The sequence below is a fragment of the Castellaniella defragrans genome, from assembly GCF_014203015.1.
Taxonomy (GTDB): domain Bacteria; phylum Pseudomonadota; class Gammaproteobacteria; order Burkholderiales; family Burkholderiaceae_B; genus Castellaniella; species Castellaniella defragrans.
In genome coordinates this window covers 213,496-232,273 of the sequence record NZ_JACHIB010000002.1, presented here as the reverse complement: position 1 = coordinate 232,273, position 18,778 = coordinate 213,496, and the positions used below count along the sequence as shown (strand labels likewise).

Here is an 18,778-nt window from a genome sequence, read left to right as displayed (position 1 = left end):
CCTAGGTGAGGGAGTTGGCACGCATATTGCTTGATGAGGGATGAAGCAACACACGTGACGCCCCCCGGCGTCGTAACCGGAACCTCTCGCGGCTGCAGAAGGAGCGCAGAATGGGTGAGTACAAGAAGTTATGGTGGACGCTGATCGGCGTTCTTGTGGTGGCATTCGGCATCCTGGGATGGATGGGCAAGGAAGTCTACAACCAGGCTCCTCCCATTCCGGCCCAGGTCGTCACCACCGACGGCAAGGTCCTGATGACCGAAGCCCAGATCCTGGACGGCCAGAGCGCCTGGCAGTCCGCGGGCGGGATGACGGTCGGCTCCATCTGGGGCCACGGCGCCTACCAGGCGCCGGACTGGACCGCCGACTGGCTGCACCGCGAACTGTCCGCCTGGCTGGACCTGGCCGCCGAGCAGCAGTACGGGATGAAGTTCTCCCAGCTGGACGGCGACGCCCAGGCCGTGCTGCAGCGCCGCCTGAAGGAAGAGTACCGCAAGAACACCTATGATGCCGCCACCGGCGCCGTCACGGTGTCCGACCGGCGCGCCCAGGCCATCGCCGAGACGGCCGCCTACTACGACAAGCTGTTCGGCGACGACGCCTCCCTGCACGAGTCGCGCAAGCACTTCGCCATGAAGGAAGCCACGCTGCCCTCGCCGGAAGCGCGCGCCCGCCTGGCGAACTTCTTCTTCTGGACCGCCTGGGCCGCCTCGACCGACCGGCCGGGCTCGGTCGCCAGCTACACCAACAACTGGCCGCACGAGCCGCTGATCGACAACGTGCCGACGGCGGAAAACATCATCTGGTCCGTGATGAGCGTGATCATCCTGATCGCGGGCGTGGGCCTGCTGGTCTGGGGCTGGGCGTTCACGCACAAGGAGCACGACGACGCGGGTCCCGTGCCGGCCCGCGATCCGGTGCTGCAGATTCCGCTGACCGCCTCGCAGCGCGCGCTGGGCAAGTACCTGTTCCTGGTGGTGGCGCTGTTCGTGTCGCAGATCTTCATCGGCGGCTTCACCGCGCACTACACGGTCGAAGGCCAGACCTTCTACGGCATCAACGTGTCCCAGTGGCTGCCGTATTCCCTGGTGCGCACCTGGCACATCCAGGCGGCCCTGTTCTGGATCGCCACCGGCTTCCTGGCGATCGGCCTGTTCGTGGCGCCGATCCTCAACGGCGGCAAGGACCCCAAGCACCAGAAGCTCGGCGTGGACGTCCTGTTCTGGGCGCTGGTCCTGGTGGTCGTGGGCTCGTTCACCGGCAACTTCGCCGCCATCGCCCACCTGCTGCCGGCCGAATGGAATTTCTGGCTCGGCCACCAGGGCTATGAATACGTCGAGCTCGGCCGCCTGTGGCAGATCGGCAAGTTCCTGGGCATCGTGTTCTGGCTGTTCCTGATGCTGCGCGGCATCGTGCCCGCGTTCCGGCAGAAGGGCGACAAGAACCTGCTGGCCCTGTTCAGCGCCTCGGTGGTCTGCATCGGCCTGTTCTACGGCGCCGGCCTGGCCTACGGCGAGAAGACCCACCTCTCGGTCATGGAATACTGGCGCTGGTGGGTGGTCCACCTGTGGGTCGAAGGCTTCTTCGAAGTGTTCGCCACCGCGGCGCTGGCCTTCATCTTCTCGACCATGGGCCTGGTGTCCAAGCGCGGCGCCACGATCGCCAGCCTGAGCTCGGCCGTGCTGTTCATGCTGGGCGGCACGCCGGGCACCCTGCACCACCTGTATTTCTCGGGCACCACCACTCCGATCATGGCCATCGCCGCCTCGTTCAGCGCCCTGGAGGTCGTGCCGCTGGTCGTGCTGGGCTACGAGGCCTGGGAAAACTGGCGCCTGAAGGACCGCGCGCCGTGGATGGAAAACCTGCGCTGGCCGCTGAAGTTCTTCGTCGCCGTGGCCTTCTGGAACATGCTCGGCGCCGGGGTGTTCGGCTTCATGGTCAACCCGCCGATCGCGCTCTACTACATCCAGGGCCTGAACACCACGGCGGTGCACGCGCACGCGGCCCTGTTCGGCGTGTACGGCTTCCTGGCCCTGGGCTTCACGCTGTTCGTGCTGCGCTACCTGCGTCCCAACATGCAGTTCAATGAAAGCCTCATGAAGACGGCGTTCTGGTGCATGAACATCGGCCTGGTGATGATGATCTCCCTGAGCCTGCTGCCCATCGGCCTGATGCAGTTCCACGCCAGCTACAGCGTGGGCACCTGGTGGGCCCGCGGCGAGGTCTTCATGCAGCAGGAAATCCTGCAGACGCTGCGCTGGACGCGCACCTTCGGCGACGTGGTGTTCATCGTTGGCGGCCTGGGCGTGATGTGGCAGGTCGTGACCGCGCTGCTGGACGGCAAGGCCGCTCCGGCCCCCGCCACCGACGCCGGCCTGGCCGCGCAACGCACGTAAACGGTTTCGTCTTGCACGAGGGGCGCCCGAAACGGGCCCCCGACCCGGCCCGCCTCGAAAGAGGCGGGCTTTTTCGTTCCCGCGTGCGCGCCGTCGGGGGCCTCCCGCGCGGGCCGGCCGGTCTTCAGACCCCGATGTCCTCGTTCCAGAGGCGCGGGTGCTCGGCGATGAAGCGGCGCATCATCTCCAGGCATTCGGGGTCCTGCAGGACCTCGATCCGGACGCCGCGCGAGCGCAGCAGATCTTCCTCGCCCATGAAGGTCTGGTTCTCGCCGATGATCACGCGGGGAATGCCGTACAGCAGGATCGTGCCGCTGCACATGGCGCACGGCGACAGGGTGGTGTAGAGCACGGATTCGCGGTAGACGTCGGCCGCGCGGCGGCCGGCGTTTTCGAGCGCATCCATCTCGCCGTGCAGGATGGCGCTGCCTTTCTGCACGCGCTGGTTGTGGCCGCGGCCGATGATCTCGCCGCGATGCACGATCACCGAGCCGATGGGGATGCCGCCCTCGGCCAGTCCCTGGCGCGCTTCCTCGATGGCCGCCCGCATGAAGGGGTCGCTCATGGCTTCGTCTCCCGGAAAATGGTTCTCGAAGCCTGCATGATACGGGCGCGGGACGGCTGGGGGAAGCCGGACCGTCCCGCCTGGCGCTCTGGTCCTGCTCCGTGCCGCCGGGGGCCCGCGGGGCCCCGCCCCGCGTCGCCGTTCAGGCGGCCTGCGCGGCCCGGGCGCCGGCGCGCGCGCCGAGGGCGCCCAGCACGAAGGTTAGCAGCAGCGTCGGCAGCGCGCTGCCGTACTGCGGCGCCCATTGCGCCAGGGCGTGGTAGACCGCGATCCCCAGCACCCAGGTCAGGGCCGGGGCGGCATGCAGGGCGCGCGGCGCGTCGGCCAGGCGCGCCGGCTGCGTGCCCAGGCGCCCGAGGATGGTGCCGAACAGCGGCACGAACACCGAGCTGAGCGTCAGCAGGAAGGGCTCCAGCGTGTGCATGGGCAGCACCATCGCCAGCCCGATCGAGGCCGCGGCCAGGAGCGTGCCCCAGGTCTTCAGGCTGGCGCCCTGCCACAGGCTGTGGGCGGACACGGAACCCGAATACAGGTCGCCGTAGGTGTTGTCCAGCTCGTCGATCAGGATCAGGCCCAGGGCCACCAGGCCGCCCTGCGCCAGCAGCAGGGCGGCGACCATGTCGAGATCCGGGCCGGTGACGGCGATCACCAGCACGCCCAGGGCGTAGCACCAGATGTTGGCGATCGTGTAGCCCAGCCAGGTGCCGCCCAGGGCGCCCCGGCCGCTGCGGCCGTGCCGGGCGTAGTCCGCGACCAGCGGCAGCCACGACACCGGCATGGCGATCACCAGGTCCAGCGCCTGGAAGGCGTTCATGCTGCCGTCGCCGGCGCGCAGCCACAGGGCGCGCAGGCCCTCGGCATCCAGCTTGAGGGCGAACTGGACGCTCAGCCAGATCAGCGACAGGATCACCAGGGGCAGGCCGATGCGGCTGACGATGCGCCGCACCAGCGTGATCATGGAGCCGCGCAGCAGGGCCAGGACGACCAGCCCCCAGAACAGGGTGGGCAGCACCAGGCCCGTGTCCAGGCCCAGGGCCTGGCGGGCGATGGCGGCGGTGCCGTCGCGCATCACGACCAGCTCGAAGGTCGCCCAGCCGAGCAACTGCGCGATGTTCAGCAGCACCGGCAGGCGGGCGAAGCGCTGGCCGTAGACGGCGTGGATCAGGCCGGCGCTGGACAGGCCGCTGTCGCAGCCCAGGCGGGCCACCCAGGCCAGCAGGCCGGCTCCCAGGATCGAGCCGAAGACCACGGCGGCCAGGGCGTCGCGCGTGCCCAGTGCCGGCACCAGGTAGGCGCCGACCTGGATCACCAGCAGGCCCACGCCCAGGCTGAACCAAAGGGCGGCGTGATCGTGCCAGCCGAACACGCGTTCGGGGGCGGAGGAAATGGGGGAAGCGGATGTCTGCATGGCGTGCCTGTCGGAAAAGGCAGGGGGCAGACGCGGGCGGCGCACGAGCAGCCGCCGTGGCGAGCTGCTTTCCTGCGCGAGGATGATCTCAATCAGGTTCGAAGGGACTGTCTCAGCCGCCGCGGCGGCACCCCTAGCGAGGCTCGGTAAAAGGCGTATCGGGTTCGATTGTAGGATCGGCCCGGCCGGCGGGCAAGCCTGGTCGAAATGCCTGGTCGAAATGCCTGGTCGAAGTGCCTAGTCGAAGTGCACGATCTCGAAGCTCAGCCGGCCCTGTTCGTCGCGGCCGACGGAATAGCCCAGGCGCTCGCGCACGCTGTTGTCGGGATGGAAGGTGAGCACCACCGGCTTGATGTGCTCCAGCTCGGATTCCTGGATGTATTCCGAGTTGGCGATGATGACCTCGTCGCCGCGCTGGCAGGTGCGCGCCGCGGCGCCGTTCAGGATGCAGCAGCGCGAGCCGCGTTCGCCGTAGATCACGTAGGTGCTGATGCGGGCGCCGGAATTCTTGTTCCAGATGTCCACGAATTCCATGGGCAGGATGCCGGCGGCCTCGCAGTGGTCGGGGTCCAGGGTGATGGAGCCGTGGTAGTCCAGGTCGGCCCCGGTGACGCGGATGCCATGCAGTTTGGCGCGGACGATTTTTCTCACTTGGAAGTCCGGAGAAGGAAATTGAGCAGGCGACATTCTAGCGCGTTGCGTCGCAGCATCAGTCCGCCACGGGAAATTGCTCCCGGACATGTGCAGATCATTATAATCAAATGTTCATGGAATGAGGCTGTGTTCCGCAGGGGCGGCACGAGCGCCGAATTCGGCATGCGGATCATCGGACGGGACATCATGTTGTTTGCTGCGCGGGAAGCCTTGAAAGCGGGGCTGTGGTCTCCCCGGCATTGGGCGGGCAACATCGCGGCGGGCGTGATCGTCGGCGTCGTGGCGCTGCCGCTGGCCATGGCCTTCGCGATCGCCTCGGGGGTCAAGCCCGAGCAGGGCCTCTACACCGCCATCGTGGCGGGGGTGGTGGTGTCCCTGTTCGGCGGCAGCCGCGTGCAGATCGCCGGCCCCACGGGCGCCTTCATCGTCATCCTGTCGGGCATCGTCGCCGAGCACGGCGTCGCGGGCCTGCAGCTGGCCACCCTCATGGCCGGCCTGATGCTGTGCGCCTTCGGCCTGGCCCGCCTGGGCGGCGTGATCCGCTACATCCCGCTGCCGGTGATCCTGGGCTTCACGGCCGGCATCGGCATCATCATCTGGGTCGGGCAGTGGCAGGCCTTCTTCGGGCTGCCGGCGGTGCCGGGCCATTTCTTCCACGAAAAGCTCTGGTTCCTGCTGCGCAACCTGCCGCGGCTGGATCCGGTGACCACCGCCTTCGGCTTCGGCTCGCTGGCGCTGGTGCTGCTGCCGCGGCGGGTGCGGATCCTGCAGCGCGTCCCCGGGCCGCTGCTGGCGCTGGTCGCGGCCACGGTCCTGCAGGGCGTCGCCCAGTTCCCGCATCTGGCCACCATCGGCAGCACCTTCGGCGACCTGCCGCGCGGGCTGCCGTTGCCCCACTGGCCGGGGGGCGGGCTCGACCGGATCGTGCCGCTGATCGGCCCGGCGTTCACCATCGCCCTGCTGGGCGCCATCGAATCGCTGCTGTCGGCCGTCGTCGCCGACGGCATGGCCGGCACGCGGCACGACTCGAACGCCGAGCTGTTCGGCCAGGGCCTGGCCAACGTGCTCAGCCCGCTGTTCGGCGGCATCGCGGCCACGGGCGCCATCGCGCGCACGGCCACCAGCATCCGCAGCGGCGGCACCGCGCCGCTCGCCGGGGTGGTCCATGCCGTGGTGCTGGCCCTGGTGCTGCTGGCGTTCGCGCCGCTGGCGCGCAACATCCCCCTGGCCACCCTGGCCGCGATCCTGTTCGTCGTCGCCTGGAACATGAGCGAGGCGCATCGCGTGGTGCGCCTGGTCCGGCACGCGCCGCGCGCGGACGCCGTCATCCTGTGCCTGACCCTGCTGCTGACGGTCTTCGCCGACCTGGTCGTGGCGGTCAACATCGGCATCGTGCTGTCCGTGCTGCACTTCCTGCGCCGCATGGCCTCCAGCGTCGACGTGGCGCCCGTGACGCTCCCGGACGCGGTCTCCGCGCCGGCGGCCGGCCCGCGCGTGCGCGCCCTGCGGGTGCGGGGGCCGCTGTTCTTCGCGGCGGTGGAATCGCTGCGGGCGGCATTCCGGGGCGAGCATGCGGCCGTGCTGATCCTGTGCCTGGAACAGGCGCCGTTCGCGGACGCCACGGCGCTGCAGGCGCTGGACGACGAGATCGCGGCCGCGCACGGGCGCGGCGTGCGCGTGATCCTGTGCGGCGCCGACCCCCGCATCCGCGCCAAGCTGCACCGCATGGGCACCCTGTCCCGGCTGGGCGCGGGCGACTTCCAGCCGGACCTGGCCGCGGCGCTGTCTGCGGCGCAGGCCGGGACACCGGGCGGGGCGGAGGCTGCGGCGGAGAGCGCGCAGGACGGTGCGGGGCGCCGCGGGGCGGACGGTGCCGGCGCCCGCCTGAGGCGTCCGTTCGCCGGAGCGCGGCCCGGCGCGGGCCGGGAATGAGGCCGCTGCGGCCCTACGTCCGCGGACGCGGCGGCTTGCTGGGCGCCCAGTCCACCCCGTGCCGGGCCAGGTATTCGCGGATCAGCTGCCGCACCACCTGCGAGGGCGTCAGATCCTGGGCGGCGCAGAGCCGCTCGAAGGCCTGCTTCTTGTTCGGATCGACCAGCACCGTCAGGCGGGCGGTCTTGTGTTCCAGCGGGGTCGGGCTCATGGTTCGGGTCTGGGGCCTCTGTTCACACGCATCAGGGAGTCGGCATCGGGGGGCGGACCGGCGCGGCGGCCGGCAGCGGGGTTCCGTTTCGCAGGGTTTCCCGCAGGCGCGCTTCCAGGGCCTCCGGGAAGCCCGGCTGCGAGGCCGGCGGCAGCAGGCGGTCCAGCGTCTCGATCCGGTCGGCGTCGTAGCGGCGGGCCGAGCCGAGCGCGGCTTCCAGCGCGTTGGCGCGCGCCGTCAGTTCGGCGGGATCGCAGCGGACCAGGATCAGCGCGTGGACGAGTCCCACGTGGCGGTCGGGCGCGTGGCCCGGGACGCGCCGCCAGACCTGCGCGGTGCCGGCGATCTTGCGGACGGGGGCCGGCACGGCCAGATTGTACCTGCCATCGCAGAACGAGCCTTCGACCGCCTGCGCGCGGGCCTGGATGCCGAAGGCGGCGAGCGCCTCCGCGATCAGCGCGCACAGGTGGCGGTAGAGGGCTTCGGAATGATCGAGCGGCCGGCCGGAAAAGGCCTGCGCCAGGCTCAGGTTCAGGATGCCCGGCCCCTGGGGCACCACGCCGCCGCCCGACTGGCGCACGTGGACGGGGCAGCCGCGCGCGGCGAATTCGGCCTGGACCGCCGCGAATCCCGGCCGGGCCGCGTAGGTGCGCGGCACCACCAGCCCGGGCGCCGTCTGCCAGAGACAGGCGACCGGCTCGCGGGCGGCCGGGGCCAGCAGGATCTCGTCGGCCAGCGGGCCGGCCTCGGCGGGCGCGTCCAGCAGGCGGTAATGGACGGGGCGCGGGTCCGGCATGGCCCTAGGACAGCTGGGTCGCCGCGAAGGTGTCGTCGTCCATGAACAGGTAGCGGATCGCGTCGATCAGCCCCACCACGACGGCCAGGGGCAGGAAGATCCAGCAGAGGATCAGCAGGCCCAGGCCCCAGCCGATCTGGCCCAGGTAGAAGCGGTGCGCGCCCAGCCAGCCGAGGAAGACCGCCAGCACGATGGCGATCCGGCGCTGCCCGGCCGGGCGCCCCAGGGCCTCGCCGCGCGAGCGCAGCACCCACAGGCTGGCGGGGATGGTCAGGACGATGGCCAGCAGGACCCTGCCGGCGTGGCTGCGCAGGTAGTCCGCCGCGGCGAAGTACAGGTCGCCGAAATTGCGGATCAGCACGCCCGTCAGGGACGAGATCCAGTCGAAGACCTCGCGCAAGACGGTCTCTCCGAAGCTCAGGGCGAGCAGGATGACGAGGAAGATCGCCACGACCAGGATCAGTTTTTTCAGCATGGGTGTCCTGTGCTTGAGGAGGCCGCGGGCTGCGTGGCCGCCGGGCGCCCGGCGAGGCGGGCGCAAACCCCCATTCTATCCGGGATGGCCCGGATCGCGGGCGGCCCGGTCTTCGGCCGCGTCCGTGCGCGCGCCCTCAGCGCGCGCAGGCCTGGCGGATCGCGTGGTCCCACTCGGCCAGCCGCCCGGCCGCCTGGTCGCGCGGCATGGCCGGCTCGAAGCGCCGCTCGACGCGCCAGAGCGATTCCAGTTCCTGCAGGTCGGCATAGACGCCCGCCTGCAGGCCGGCCAGGAAGGCCGCCCCCTGCGCCGTGGTCTCCACCATGGTGGGGCGCAGCACGGGGATGCCCAGCAGGTCCGCCTGGAACTGCATCAGCAGGTCGTTGACGCAGGCGCCGCCGTCCACGCGCAGTTCGCGCAGCGGCGCCGCGCCGGCCGCCTGGGCGTCGCGCCCCATGGCCTGCAGCAGGGCGGCGCTCTGGTAGGCGATGCTCTCCAGGGCGGCCCGGGCGATGTGCGCCATGGTGGTGCCGCGCGTCAGGCCGGTGATGGTGCCGCGCGCGTCCGGATCCCACCAGGGCGCGCCCAGGCCGGTGAAGGCGGGCACGAACATCACCCCGCCCGAGTCCGGCACGCTGCGGGCCAGTTCTTCGATGTCGCTGCTGCGCACGAAGGCGCGCAGGCCGTCGCGCAGCCACTGGACCACGGCGCCGCCGACGAAGATGCTGCCTTCCAGGGCGTAGGCGGGCCGGGCGTCGGGCTGCGCCGCGCTGGTCGTCACCAGGCCATTGCCGGACACCTGGAAGCGCTCGCCCGTGTGCATCAGCATGAAGCAGCCCGTGCCGTAAGTGTTCTTGGCCATGCCGGGGCGGAAGCACGCCTGGCCGAACAGGGCGCTCTGCTGGTCGCCGGCCACGCCGCAGATCGGCACCGCGTGGCCCAGCAGCTGCGGATCGGTGGCGCCGTAGTCGGCCGATGAGGGCAGGATGCGCGGCATCATGCGCGCCGGCACGTCCAGCCGGTCCAGCAGGTCCGGGTCCCAGGCGTTGCGGTGCACGTCCATCAGCATGGTGCGCGCGGCGTTGCTGACGTCGGTCAGGTGATGCCGGCCGCCGGTCAACTGCCAGATCAGCCAGCTGTCCACGGTGCCGAACAGCAGCTCGCCCGCCTCGGCGCGGGCGCGCGCGCCGGGCACGTGGTCGAGGATCCATTTCAGCTTGGTGGCCGAGAAATAGGCGTCGATGCGCAGCCCGGTGCGGTTCAGGATCTCGGGCTCCAGGCCCTGCGCGCGCAGCTCGGCGCAGGTGGGCTCGGCGCGGCGGTCCTGCCAGACGATGGCCCGGTGGATCGGCTCTCCCGTGCGGCGGTCCCAGACCACGGTGGTCTCGCGCTGGTTGGTGATGCCGATGGCGCGGATGTCGCGCGCGGCGATGCCGGCGCGGTGGATGGCCTCGCCGATGGTGTCGCGCTGCGTCTGCCAGATCTCCAGCGGATCGTGCTCGACCCAGCCGGGCTGGGGATAGTGCTGGGTGAATTCCCGCTGCGCCAGGCCCACGATGCGGCCCTGGCGGTCGAAGACGATGCTGCGGGTGCTGGAAGTGCCCTGGTCCAGGGCGAGCAGATAGGTCATGGGGAGTCCTCAGGGGGCGATGACGCAGTCCACGCCGGCGGCCTTGAGCAGGCCGGGGAAGGGCTCCGGCGGGCGGGCGTTGGTGAACAGGCGGCCGATCTGGGACAGGTCTCCCAGCCGGACCATGGCCGGCCGGTGGAACTTGCTGGTGTCGGCGGCCATCCAGACCTCGCGGGCCGACTGCATGATGGCCTGGGACACCTTCACCTCGCGGAAATCGTAGTCGCGCAGCGTGCCGTCGGCCTCGATGCCGGAGATGCCCATCAGGGCGATGTCGGCGCGGAACTGGCGGATGAATTCCACCGTGGCCTCCCCCACGATGCCCAGGTCGCGGGAGCGCACGCTGCCGCCGGCCAGGATGACTTCGCAGCCGGGCTGCTGGCCCAGGGTGCAGGCCACGTTGACGTTGTTGGTGATGACGCGCAGCCCCGTGTGGCCGGACAGCGCGCGCGCGATCGCCTCCGTGGTGGTGCCGATGTTGATCAGCAGCGAACAGTCGTTGGGGATCTCGCGGGCGATGGCGCGGGCGATGCGCTCTTTTTCGGCGGCGTGCAGCTGGGCGCGCTGACGGTAGGCGATGTTCTCGATGGTCGAATTGGGCAGTCGCACTCCGCCGTGGAAGCGCACCAGCAGGTTGGCCTCGGCGAGGCGCTGGACGTCGCGGCGCACGGTCTGGACCGTGACGTCCAGGTCGCCGGCCAGGGTTTCCAGGCTGCAGGAGCCCGTGCCCTGCAGGCGGTTGAGCAGCTTGATCTGGCGCGGATTGGGATGCATGGGAATGGCCTTCGACACGACGGACACACTGTACAGCGAAAGAAAAGGAAAGAATCTTAGGGTTTATATGGACAGCAAAAAGAGTAAAAACGAACAATAATTCACAAAAAGGAACTTTCGGAGTAAGCGCTCATGCAACTCGAGCTGGTTCGCGTCGGCAAGAAGGTCGGTGCCGAAACCTGGCTGCATCCGCTGGATCTGGCGCCGCGGGAATCCGCCGTCACGGTCCTGCTGGGCGTGACCCGCGCCGGCAAGACCAGCCTGATGCGGCTGATGGCCGGGCTGGACGCGCCCACCACCGGCCGGGTCCTGGTCGACGGCGCGGACGTCACCGGGCTGCCGGTGCGCCGGCGCAACGTCGCCATGGTGTATCAGCAGTTCATCAATTACCCCTCCATGACGGTCGCCGCCAACATCGCCTCGCCCCTGCGGCTGCGCGGCGAGGCCGATTTCATGCCGCGGGTGCGCGAAATCGCGCGCGCCCTGCACATCGACGAATTCCTCGACCGCCTGCCCTCCGAGCTGTCCGGCGGCCAGCAGCAGCGCGTCGCCCTGGCGCGCGCCCTGGCCAAGGACGCGCCGCTGATGCTGCTGGACGAGCCGCTGGTCAATCTCGACTACAAGCTGCGCGAGGAACTGCGCGAAGAACTCGGCGCCCTGTTCGACCAGGGCCGCTCCACCGTCGTCTACGCCACGACCGAGCCCGGCGAGGCGCTGCTGCTCGGCGGCTACACGGCCGTGCTGGACCAGGGCGAGCTGCTGCAGTACGGCCCGACGCTGGACGTGTTCCGGCGGCCCGCGTCGATCCGGGTGGCGCGCGCCTTCAGCGATCCGCCCATGAATTTCCTGGCGGCCCGGGCCGACCGCGCGGCGGTCAGCCTGCGTGCGCTGGCCGGCGTGAGCCTGCCGGCGGGGCGGGACGTGCCCGAGGGCGACGTGACCGTCGGACTGCGGGCCGTCGATCTCTCGCTCGCCGATCAGGGCGGCGACTGCCGGATCCCGGGGCGGGTCCAGCTCGCCGAGATCTCCGGCTCCTCCACCTACGTCCACGCCGAAACGCCGGCTGGCAATCTGGTGGCCCAGATGCCGGGCGTCCGGCATCACGGCCTGGGCGATGCCGTCACCCTGCATTTCTCCAGCCGCCGGGCCTATGTGTTCGGTCCCGACGAAACCCTGCTGCGGGCGCCCCTGGCGCAGGAGGCCTGACATGGCGCGCATCGAACTCCAGCTGGCCCACAGCTACGCGCGCAGCGTGCGCTCCGACGCCGACTACGCGCTGCTGCCGTTGGACATCGTCTTCGAGGACGGCGGGGCCTACGCCCTGCTGGGGCCGTCGGGCTGCGGCAAGACCACCATGCTCAACATCATCTCGGGGCTGGTCACGCCTTCGCACGGCACCATCCGCTTCGACGGCGCGGACCGCACCCGCGCCACGCCCCAGGAGCGCAACATCGCCCAGGTGTTCCAGTTCCCTGTCATCTACGACACCATGACGGTGGGCGAGAACCTGGCGTTCCCGCTGCGCAACCGCAAGGTGCCGGAAGCCCGCATCCGCGAGCGCGTCGGGCGCATCGCGGAAATGCTCGACCTGTCCGCCCAGCTCGACCAGCGCGCGGCCAATCTGGCGGCCGACGCCAAGCAGAAGATCTCCCTGGGGCGCGGGCTGGTGCGCCCGGACGTCTCGGCGGTGCTGTTCGACGAGCCGCTGACGGTGATCGACCCCCACCTGAAATGGGAACTGCGCCGCAAGCTCAAGCAGATCCACCACGAACTGAAGCTGACCCTGATCTACGTCACCCACGACCAGGTCGAGGCCATGACCTTCGCCGACCAGGTCCTGGTGATGGCGCGCGGCCGGGTGGTCCAGCAGGGCACCCCGGAAGACCTGTTCGAGCGCCCGCGCCATACCTTCGTGGGACATTTCATCGGCTCGCCGGGCATGAACCTGCTGCCGGTCGAGGCGCGTGCCGACGGCGCGCTCTGGCTGGACGGCCAGTGCCTCGGGCGCCCGGACGCCCTGGCGCTGCCCGCCGGGCCGCTCACCCTGGGCATCCGCCCCGAATACCTGCGCCTGGCGCCCGCGGGCGGTCCCGACACCGTGCCGGCCACCGTGTCCCAGGTGCGCCACCTGGGCACCAGCCAGCTGCTCGGCGTCCGGATCGGCGGCCACGAGGCGAAGGCCCACCTGCCGGCCGAGGCCGCGCCGCCCGCCGAAGGCGCGCTGGTGCACCTGGCCCTGATCGGCCCGCATACCCGCTACTACCGCAACGAGGAGCTGATCGGATGAGCACCCCTGCGAAACCCGTCAACCAGAAAGCCTGGTGGCTGATCCTGCCGGTGATCCTGTGCGTGGCGTTCTCGGCCATCATCCCGCTGATGACCGTGGTCAACTATTCCGTCCAGGACATCATCTCGCCGGACAACGCCGTGTTCGTCGGCACCGAATGGTTCACCAGCATCATGCGCGACGAGGACCTGCACGCCGCGCTGTGGCGGCAGCTGCTGTTCTCCGGCGCGGTGCTGGCCATCGAGATCCCCCTCGGGGTGGCGCTGGCCCTGTCCATGCCGGCGCGCAGCTGGCGCGCCTCGGCCGTGCTGGTGATCGTCTCCCTGTCGCTGCTGATTCCCTGGAACGTCGTGGGCACGATCTGGCAGATCTTCGGCCGCACGGACATCGGCCTGTTCGGCTGGACGCTGGCCCGCCTGGGGCTGGACTACAGCTACGTCGGCAATCCCGTCCACGCCTGGCTCACCGTGCTGCTGATGGACGTCTGGCACTGGACGCCGCTGGTGGCGCTGCTCGCCTACGCCGGCCTGCAGTCCATCCCCGAGGCCTACTACCAGGCCGCCAGCATCGACGGCGCGAGCAAATGGGCCGTGTTCCGCTACATCCAGCTGCCCAAGATGCGCGGCGTGCTGATGATCGCCGTGCTGCTGCGCTTCATGGACAGCTTCATGATCTACACCGAGCCCTTCGTGCTGACCGGCGGCGGGCCGGGCAACTCCACCACCTTCCTCAGCCAGTACCTGACGCAGAAGGCCATCGGCCAGTTCGACATGGGGCCCGCGGCCGCCTTCTCGCTGATCTATTTCCTCATCATCCTGATGTTCTGCTTCGTCCTGTACAACTGGATGCTGCGCGTCGGCACCCGGGATTCGGAGGCCGCCCATGACTGACCGCTCGTTCCTGCCGCGCAAGCGCACCGTCTTCCTGATCCTGTACCTGCTGTTCGCCCTGGTCCCCATCTACTGGATGGTGGTCATGAGCTTCAAGACCAACCAGGGCATCCTGGCCGAGTTTTCGCTGTTTCCCCGCGAGTTCACGCTGGACAACTACCGGCTGATCCTGACCGATCCCTCCTGGTACATGGGCTACGTCAACAGCCTGATCTACGTCTGCATGAACATGGTCATGGCGATCGCCGTGGCCCTGCCGGCGGCCTACGCCTTCTCGCGCTATTCCTTCCTGGGCGACAAGCACGTGTTCTTCTGGCTGCTGACCAACCGCATGACGCCGCCGGCCGTGTTCCTGCTGCCGTTCTTCCAGCTCTACACCACCCTGGGCCTGATGGACACGCACTGGGCCGTGGCGCTGGCGCACCTGCTGTTCAACGTGCCGCTGGCCGTCTGGATCCTGGAAGGCTTCATGAGCGGCATCCCCCGCGAAATCGACGAGACCGCCTATATAGACGGCTACAGCTTTCCGCGCTTCTTCCTGACGATCTTCCTGCCGCTGATCAAGTCGGGGGTGGGGGTGGCGGCCTTCTTCTGCTTCATGTTCAGCTGGGTGGAGCTGCTGCTGGCGCGCACGCTCACCAGCGTCGACGCCAAGCCCATCGTGGCCATCATGACCCGCACGGTCTCGGCCTCGGGCATGGACTGGGCCACCCTCGCGGCGGCCGGCACGCTCACCATCGTGCCCGGCGCCATCGTCATCTGGTTCGTGCGCCACTACATCGCGAAGGGCTTCGCGATGGGCCGGGTCTAGCGCCCGTTCACGCTCAAGGAATACGCCATGTTCGACTGGATGGTCTGGACCACCCCCACCGCCGTGTTCTTCATCTGCATCGCGCTGATGCTGGCCGCCATGACGGTCTGGGAGATCCGCTCGCCCACGGTGCTGCGCAAGGGCTTCCTGCCGATGGCGACCACGCGCGGCGACCGCCTGTTCATCGGCCTGCTGGTGGCCGCCTACATCAACCTGGCCTTCCTCGGCCTGGGCGAGACCTTCATGGACTGGTTCGCCCTGGACGAGGAGCCCTCCGTCTGGATCAGCTTCGTCCTGTCCATGGGGGCGCTGGCGTTGATCATGAAAAAAGGATGATATTTCCAGCGCCAGCCTATTTCCCCGGGCGGCGCCGGCAGACAGGGCAGGGGAGCACACAGAGGAGAACATGATGAGATTCCGCCATACCGCCTTGGCGCTGGCCGTCGCTTGCGCCCTGGGAGGCCAGGCCGCCTGGGCCGGCCAGGCAGAGGCCCAGAAGTGGGTCGACAACGAATTCCAGCCGTCCACGCTGAGCAAGGACCAGCAGATGGCCGAAATGCAGTGGTTCATCGACGCCGCGGCCAAGCTCAAGGCCAAGGGCGTCAATGAAATCAACGTGGTGTCCGAGACCATCACCACCCACGAATACGAATCCAAGGTCCTCGCCAAGGCCTTCGAGGAAATCACCGGCATCAAGGTCCACCACGACCTGATCCAGGAAGGCGACGTGGTCGAGAAGCTGCAGACCTCCATGCTGTCGGGCAAGTCCATCTACGACGGGTGGATCTCCGATTCCGACCTGATCGGCATGCACTACCGCTACGGCGTGGTCCTGTCGCTCACCGACTACATGGAAGGCGCCGGCAAGGAATACACCAATCCGGGCCTGGACCTGAAGGACTTCATCGGCACCTCCTTCACCACCGCGCCGGACGGCAAGATGTACCAGCTGCCCGACCAGCAGTTCGCCAACCTGTACTGGTTCCGCTACGACCTGTTCAACCGTCCCGACCTGAAGGAAAAGTTCAAGGCCAAGTACGGCTACGAACTGGGCGTGCCGGTCACCTGGACCGCCTACGAGGACATCGCCAAGTTCTTCTCCGAGGACATCAAGACCCTGGACGGCAAGCCCATCTACGGCCACATGGACTACGGCAAGAAGGATCCGTCCCTGGGCTGGCGCTTCACCGACGCCTGGCTGTCGATGGCGGGCTCGGCCGACAAGGGCACCCCCAACGGCCTGCCGGTGGACGAATGGGGCATCCGCGTGGCCGACGACAAGTGCACGCCGGTGGGCGCCTCCGTGGCGCGCGGCGGGGCGACCAACTCGCCGGCCGCCGTCTACGCCCTGACCAAGTACATCGACTGGATGAAGCAGTACGCGCCCAAGGTGGCGCTGGGCATGACCTTCTCCGAAGCCGGCCCCGTGCCGGCCCAGGGCGAGATCGCCCAGCAGATCTTCTGGTACACCGCCTTCACGGCCGACATGACCAAGAAGGGCCTGCCGGTGGTCAACGAGGACGGCACGCCCAAGTGGCGCATGGCGCCGGCCCCGCACGGCCCCTACTGGAAGGACGGCATGCAGAACGGCTACCAGGACGTGGGCTCGTGGACCTTCTTCAAGGACCACGATCCGGACAAGGTCGCCGCCGCCTGGCTGTACGCCCAGTTCGTGACCGCCAAGACGACCTCGCTGAAGAAATCCATCGAGGGCCTGACCTTCATCCGCGACAGCGACATCCACAGCGACTACTTCACGCAGAACGCCAACAAGTACGGCGGCCTGATCGAGTTCTACCGCAGCCCGGCGCGCGTGGCCTGGACCCCGACCGGCACCAACGTGCCCGATTATCCGAAGCTGGCGCAACTGTGGTGGCGCAACGTGTCCCAGGCGATCGCCGGGGAAAAGACGCCGCAGCAGGCCATGGACAATCTGGCCAACGAGATGGACAAGGTCATGTCCCGCCTGGAACGCGCCGGCATGAAGCGCTGCGCGCCGAAGCTCAACGAAAAGAGCGATCCGGCCAAGTGGCTCAGCGACGAGCACGCCCCGTGGAAGAAGCTCGCCAACGAGAATCCGAAGCCGGAAACCGTGTCCTACGATTCGCTGCTGCAGGCCTGGAAGGAAGGCCGCGTCCGCTGAGGGGAGTGTGAAACGATGTTCCAGACTGCTGTCCTGCCGCCCGTCACGACGGATCGGGATCGATTGCTGCATGACCTCGAGGCGCTGTCCGAGGTCGATCTGATCGTCATCGGCGGGGGCGCCAGCGGCCTGGGCGTCGCCCTGGACGCCCGGCTGCGGGGCCTGTCGGTCCTGCTGCTGGAGTCCCACGATTTCGCCGGCGGCACCTCATCGCGCGCGACCAAGCTCGTGCACGGCGGGGTCCGCTATCTGGCCCAGGGCAACATCGGCCTGGTGCGCGAAGCCCTGCACGAACGCCGGGCGCTGCTGAACAACGCGCCGCACCTGGCCCAGCCCCTGGCCTTCGTCATGCCCGCCTACCGGCCCTGGGAAGTGCCGTTCTACGGCCTGGGCCTGAAGATCTACGATGCCCTGGCCGGCTCCGCCAGCCTGGGCCGCACCGAATGGCTGGGGCGCGCCGGCACGGCCGCCCGGCTGCCGGGCGTCAACGCGGCCGGCCTGTTCGGCGGCGTCCAGTACTGGGACGGCCAGTTCGACGACGCCCGGCTGGCCCTGGCGCTGGCCCGCACGGCCGCCGCCCAGGGCGCCCTGGTGCTGAATTACTGCCCCGTCGTCGACGTGCTGCACGAAAACGGCCGCGTCGGCGGCGTGCGCTGGCGCGATGCCCGGGATGCCGGCGGGCGCCGCGAGGGCACGGTCCGCGCCCGCTGCGTCATCAACGCCACCGGCGTCTGGGTGGACGAACTGCGCCGCCTGGACGATGCCGCCCGGGGGCAGGACACCGCCCCCATGGTGGCGCCCAGCCAGGGAGTGCACCTGGTAGTGGACCGGTCCTTCATGCCGGCCGACGAGGCCCTGCTGGTGCCGCGCACCCGCGACGGCCGGGTGCTGTTCGCCGTGCCCTGGCTGGGGCACCTGATCCTGGGAACCACCGATACGCCGCGCGACGCCGTCGCCCGCGAGCCGCGGGCGCTGCCCGAGGAAATCGCCTTCATCCTGAACGAATCCGCCCACGTGCTGGCGCGCGCGCCCCGGGCCGGGGATGTGCTCAGCGTCTGGGTCGGGCTGCGCCCCCTGGTGCGGCCGGCGCACGAGGATGAAGCTGGACATGGCGCAGTCCCTGCGGACTGCGCCATGCCTGACGAATCCGAGCCGCTTGCAAGCGGCAAGGTGCGGGGCGGCACCAAGACCATCAGTCGCGAGCACACCGTGCGCGTCAGCCCCTCCGGACTGGTGACCGTGACCGGCGGCAAGTGGACCACCTATCGTTCCATGGCCGAGGACGTCCTGCGCCATTGCCAGGGCGCGGGGCTGCTGCCGGCCCTGCCGCCCTGCCGCACGGCGCATTTCCCGCTGCTGGGCGCGCCGCCGCCCGGCGCGCCCGCCACGCGCCTGACGCACCCGCCGGGGCTGCACGCCTACGGCACCGAGGCCGCCGACGTGCAGGCGCTGCCGGGCGCGGGCAACGAGCTGGGCCTGGGCCTGACCGAGGCCATGGTGCGCCACGCCGCGCGCCGCGAATACGCCCGCACCGTCGAGGACGTGCTGGCCCGGCGCCACCGGATGCTGTTTCTGCATGCGGACCGGGCGATCCAGGTGGCGCCCGCCGTCGCCCGCATCCTGGCCGAGGAAATCGGCTCGGACGGCGATCTGGGCGCCTTCCTGGCCCTGGCCGAACAGTACCGCCACGTGCCGGCCTGAGCGCCGCCTTCCCCGGGGTGCCGCCCCACGGGCCGAAAGGCCCGCGGGGCGCGGCTTTGCGCGGGATTCCGCCGGCCCGTCCATGCGGATACAGGATGTTGCGTC

Annotated in this window: 17 protein-coding genes and 1 riboswitch; of the genes, 9 read left to right on the top strand and 8 right to left on the bottom strand. The window is 69.5% G+C overall.

Going from position 1 to position 18,778, the window contains the following annotated elements; translation table 11 throughout:
• Positions 1-110: 110 nt before the first annotated feature.
• Complete coding sequence (locus tag HNR28_RS02300; protein WP_151024443.1) at positions 111-2,396, top strand: nitric-oxide reductase large subunit; 2,286 nt, start codon at positions 111-113, stop codon at positions 2,394-2,396.
• A 124-nt stretch (positions 2,397-2,520) separates the two neighbouring features.
• Here HNR28_RS02300 and HNR28_RS02295 read toward each other — a convergent pair whose 3' ends face one another.
• From HNR28_RS02295 to panD, 3 genes are all read right to left on the bottom strand, one after another.
• Entirely contained in the window at positions 2,521-2,961 is a 441-nt protein-coding gene (locus tag HNR28_RS02295; protein ID WP_043683229.1) for a nucleoside deaminase, read from the bottom strand.
• A 142-nt stretch (positions 2,962-3,103) separates the two neighbouring features.
• Positions 3,104-4,369: a purine-cytosine permease family protein gene (locus HNR28_RS02290; RefSeq protein ID WP_043683227.1), complete on the bottom strand. Its 1,266-nt coding sequence runs from the start codon at positions 4,367-4,369 to the stop codon at positions 3,104-3,106.
• A 52-nt stretch (positions 4,370-4,421) separates the two neighbouring features.
• Positions 4,422-4,514, bottom strand: a riboswitch (TPP riboswitch).
• Positions 4,515-4,606: 92 nt separating this feature from the next.
• Positions 4,607-5,020 carry an aspartate 1-decarboxylase gene (gene panD / locus HNR28_RS02285; RefSeq protein WP_043683224.1) on the bottom strand — a complete coding sequence of 138 codons (414 nt, stop codon included), beginning with the start codon at positions 5,018-5,020 and terminating at the stop codon, positions 4,607-4,609.
• 165 nt (positions 5,021-5,185) lie between these two features.
• Here panD and HNR28_RS02280 point away from each other — a divergent pair, with 165 nt between their 5' ends.
• On the top strand, positions 5,186-6,955 hold the full coding sequence (locus HNR28_RS02280; RefSeq protein ID WP_151024442.1) for a SulP family inorganic anion transporter: 1,770 nt from the start codon (positions 5,186-5,188) through the stop codon (positions 6,953-6,955).
• A 13-nt stretch (positions 6,956-6,968) separates the two neighbouring features.
• On the opposite strand, the gene HNR28_RS02275 is transcribed toward HNR28_RS02280, so the two are convergent.
• The 5 genes from HNR28_RS02275 to HNR28_RS02255 all read right to left on the bottom strand — a co-directional run bounded on the left by HNR28_RS02275 (position 6,969) and on the right by HNR28_RS02255 (position 10,841).
• On the bottom strand, positions 6,969-7,151 hold the full coding sequence (locus HNR28_RS02275) for a ribbon-helix-helix protein, CopG family (protein ID WP_043686996.1): 183 nt from the start codon (positions 7,149-7,151) through the stop codon (positions 6,969-6,971).
• A gap of 46 nt (positions 7,152-7,197) precedes the next feature.
• Complete coding sequence (locus HNR28_RS02270) at positions 7,198-7,962, bottom strand: lipoate--protein ligase family protein (RefSeq protein WP_151024441.1); 765 nt, start codon at positions 7,960-7,962, stop codon at positions 7,198-7,200.
• A gap of 4 nt (positions 7,963-7,966) precedes the next feature.
• Positions 7,967-8,437 (bottom strand): TM2 domain-containing protein, encoded by a 471-nt coding sequence (locus tag HNR28_RS02265; RefSeq protein ID WP_043683219.1) that lies wholly within the window; start codon positions 8,435-8,437, stop codon positions 7,967-7,969.
• 136 nt (positions 8,438-8,573) lie between these two features.
• Positions 8,574-10,067, bottom strand: a complete 1,494-nt coding sequence (gene glpK, locus HNR28_RS02260) for a glycerol kinase GlpK (protein WP_043683217.1) — start codon at positions 10,065-10,067, stop codon at positions 8,574-8,576.
• 9 nt (positions 10,068-10,076) lie between these two features.
• Entirely contained in the window at positions 10,077-10,841 is a 765-nt protein-coding gene (locus tag HNR28_RS02255; RefSeq protein ID WP_043683215.1) for a DeoR/GlpR family DNA-binding transcription regulator, read from the bottom strand.
• A 132-nt stretch (positions 10,842-10,973) separates the two neighbouring features.
• Between HNR28_RS02255 and HNR28_RS02250 the strand changes: the two genes are divergently transcribed.
• From HNR28_RS02250 to HNR28_RS02220, 7 genes are all read left to right on the top strand, one after another.
• On the top strand, positions 10,974-12,047 hold the full coding sequence (locus HNR28_RS02250) for an ABC transporter ATP-binding protein (protein ID WP_043683213.1): 1,074 nt from the start codon (positions 10,974-10,976) through the stop codon (positions 12,045-12,047).
• A 1-nt stretch (position 12,048) separates the two neighbouring features.
• Positions 12,049-13,128, top strand: a complete 1,080-nt coding sequence (locus HNR28_RS02245) for an ABC transporter ATP-binding protein (RefSeq protein WP_043683210.1) — start codon at positions 12,049-12,051, stop codon at positions 13,126-13,128.
• Positions 13,125-14,018, top strand: a complete 894-nt coding sequence (locus HNR28_RS02240) for a carbohydrate ABC transporter permease (protein WP_043683207.1) — start codon at positions 13,125-13,127, stop codon at positions 14,016-14,018. The genes HNR28_RS02245 and HNR28_RS02240 overlap by 4 nt, the downstream gene beginning before the upstream one ends.
• On the top strand, positions 14,011-14,829 hold the full coding sequence (locus HNR28_RS02235; protein WP_043683205.1) for a carbohydrate ABC transporter permease: 819 nt from the start codon (positions 14,011-14,013) through the stop codon (positions 14,827-14,829). The genes HNR28_RS02240 and HNR28_RS02235 overlap by 8 nt, the downstream gene beginning before the upstream one ends.
• A 27-nt stretch (positions 14,830-14,856) precedes the next feature.
• A complete protein-coding gene (locus HNR28_RS02230; RefSeq protein ID WP_043683202.1) occupies positions 14,857-15,165 on the top strand; it encodes a DUF2160 domain-containing protein in 309 nt (102 codons plus the stop codon).
• Between the two features lie 73 nt (positions 15,166-15,238).
• Positions 15,239-16,972, top strand: coding sequence for an ABC transporter substrate-binding protein (locus HNR28_RS02225; RefSeq protein ID WP_043683200.1), 1,734 nt, complete (start codon positions 15,239-15,241; stop codon positions 16,970-16,972).
• A 15-nt stretch (positions 16,973-16,987) separates the two neighbouring features.
• A complete protein-coding gene (locus HNR28_RS02220) occupies positions 16,988-18,673 on the top strand; it encodes a glycerol-3-phosphate dehydrogenase/oxidase (protein WP_043683197.1) in 1,686 nt (561 codons plus the stop codon).
• Positions 18,674-18,778 lie beyond the last annotated feature (105 nt).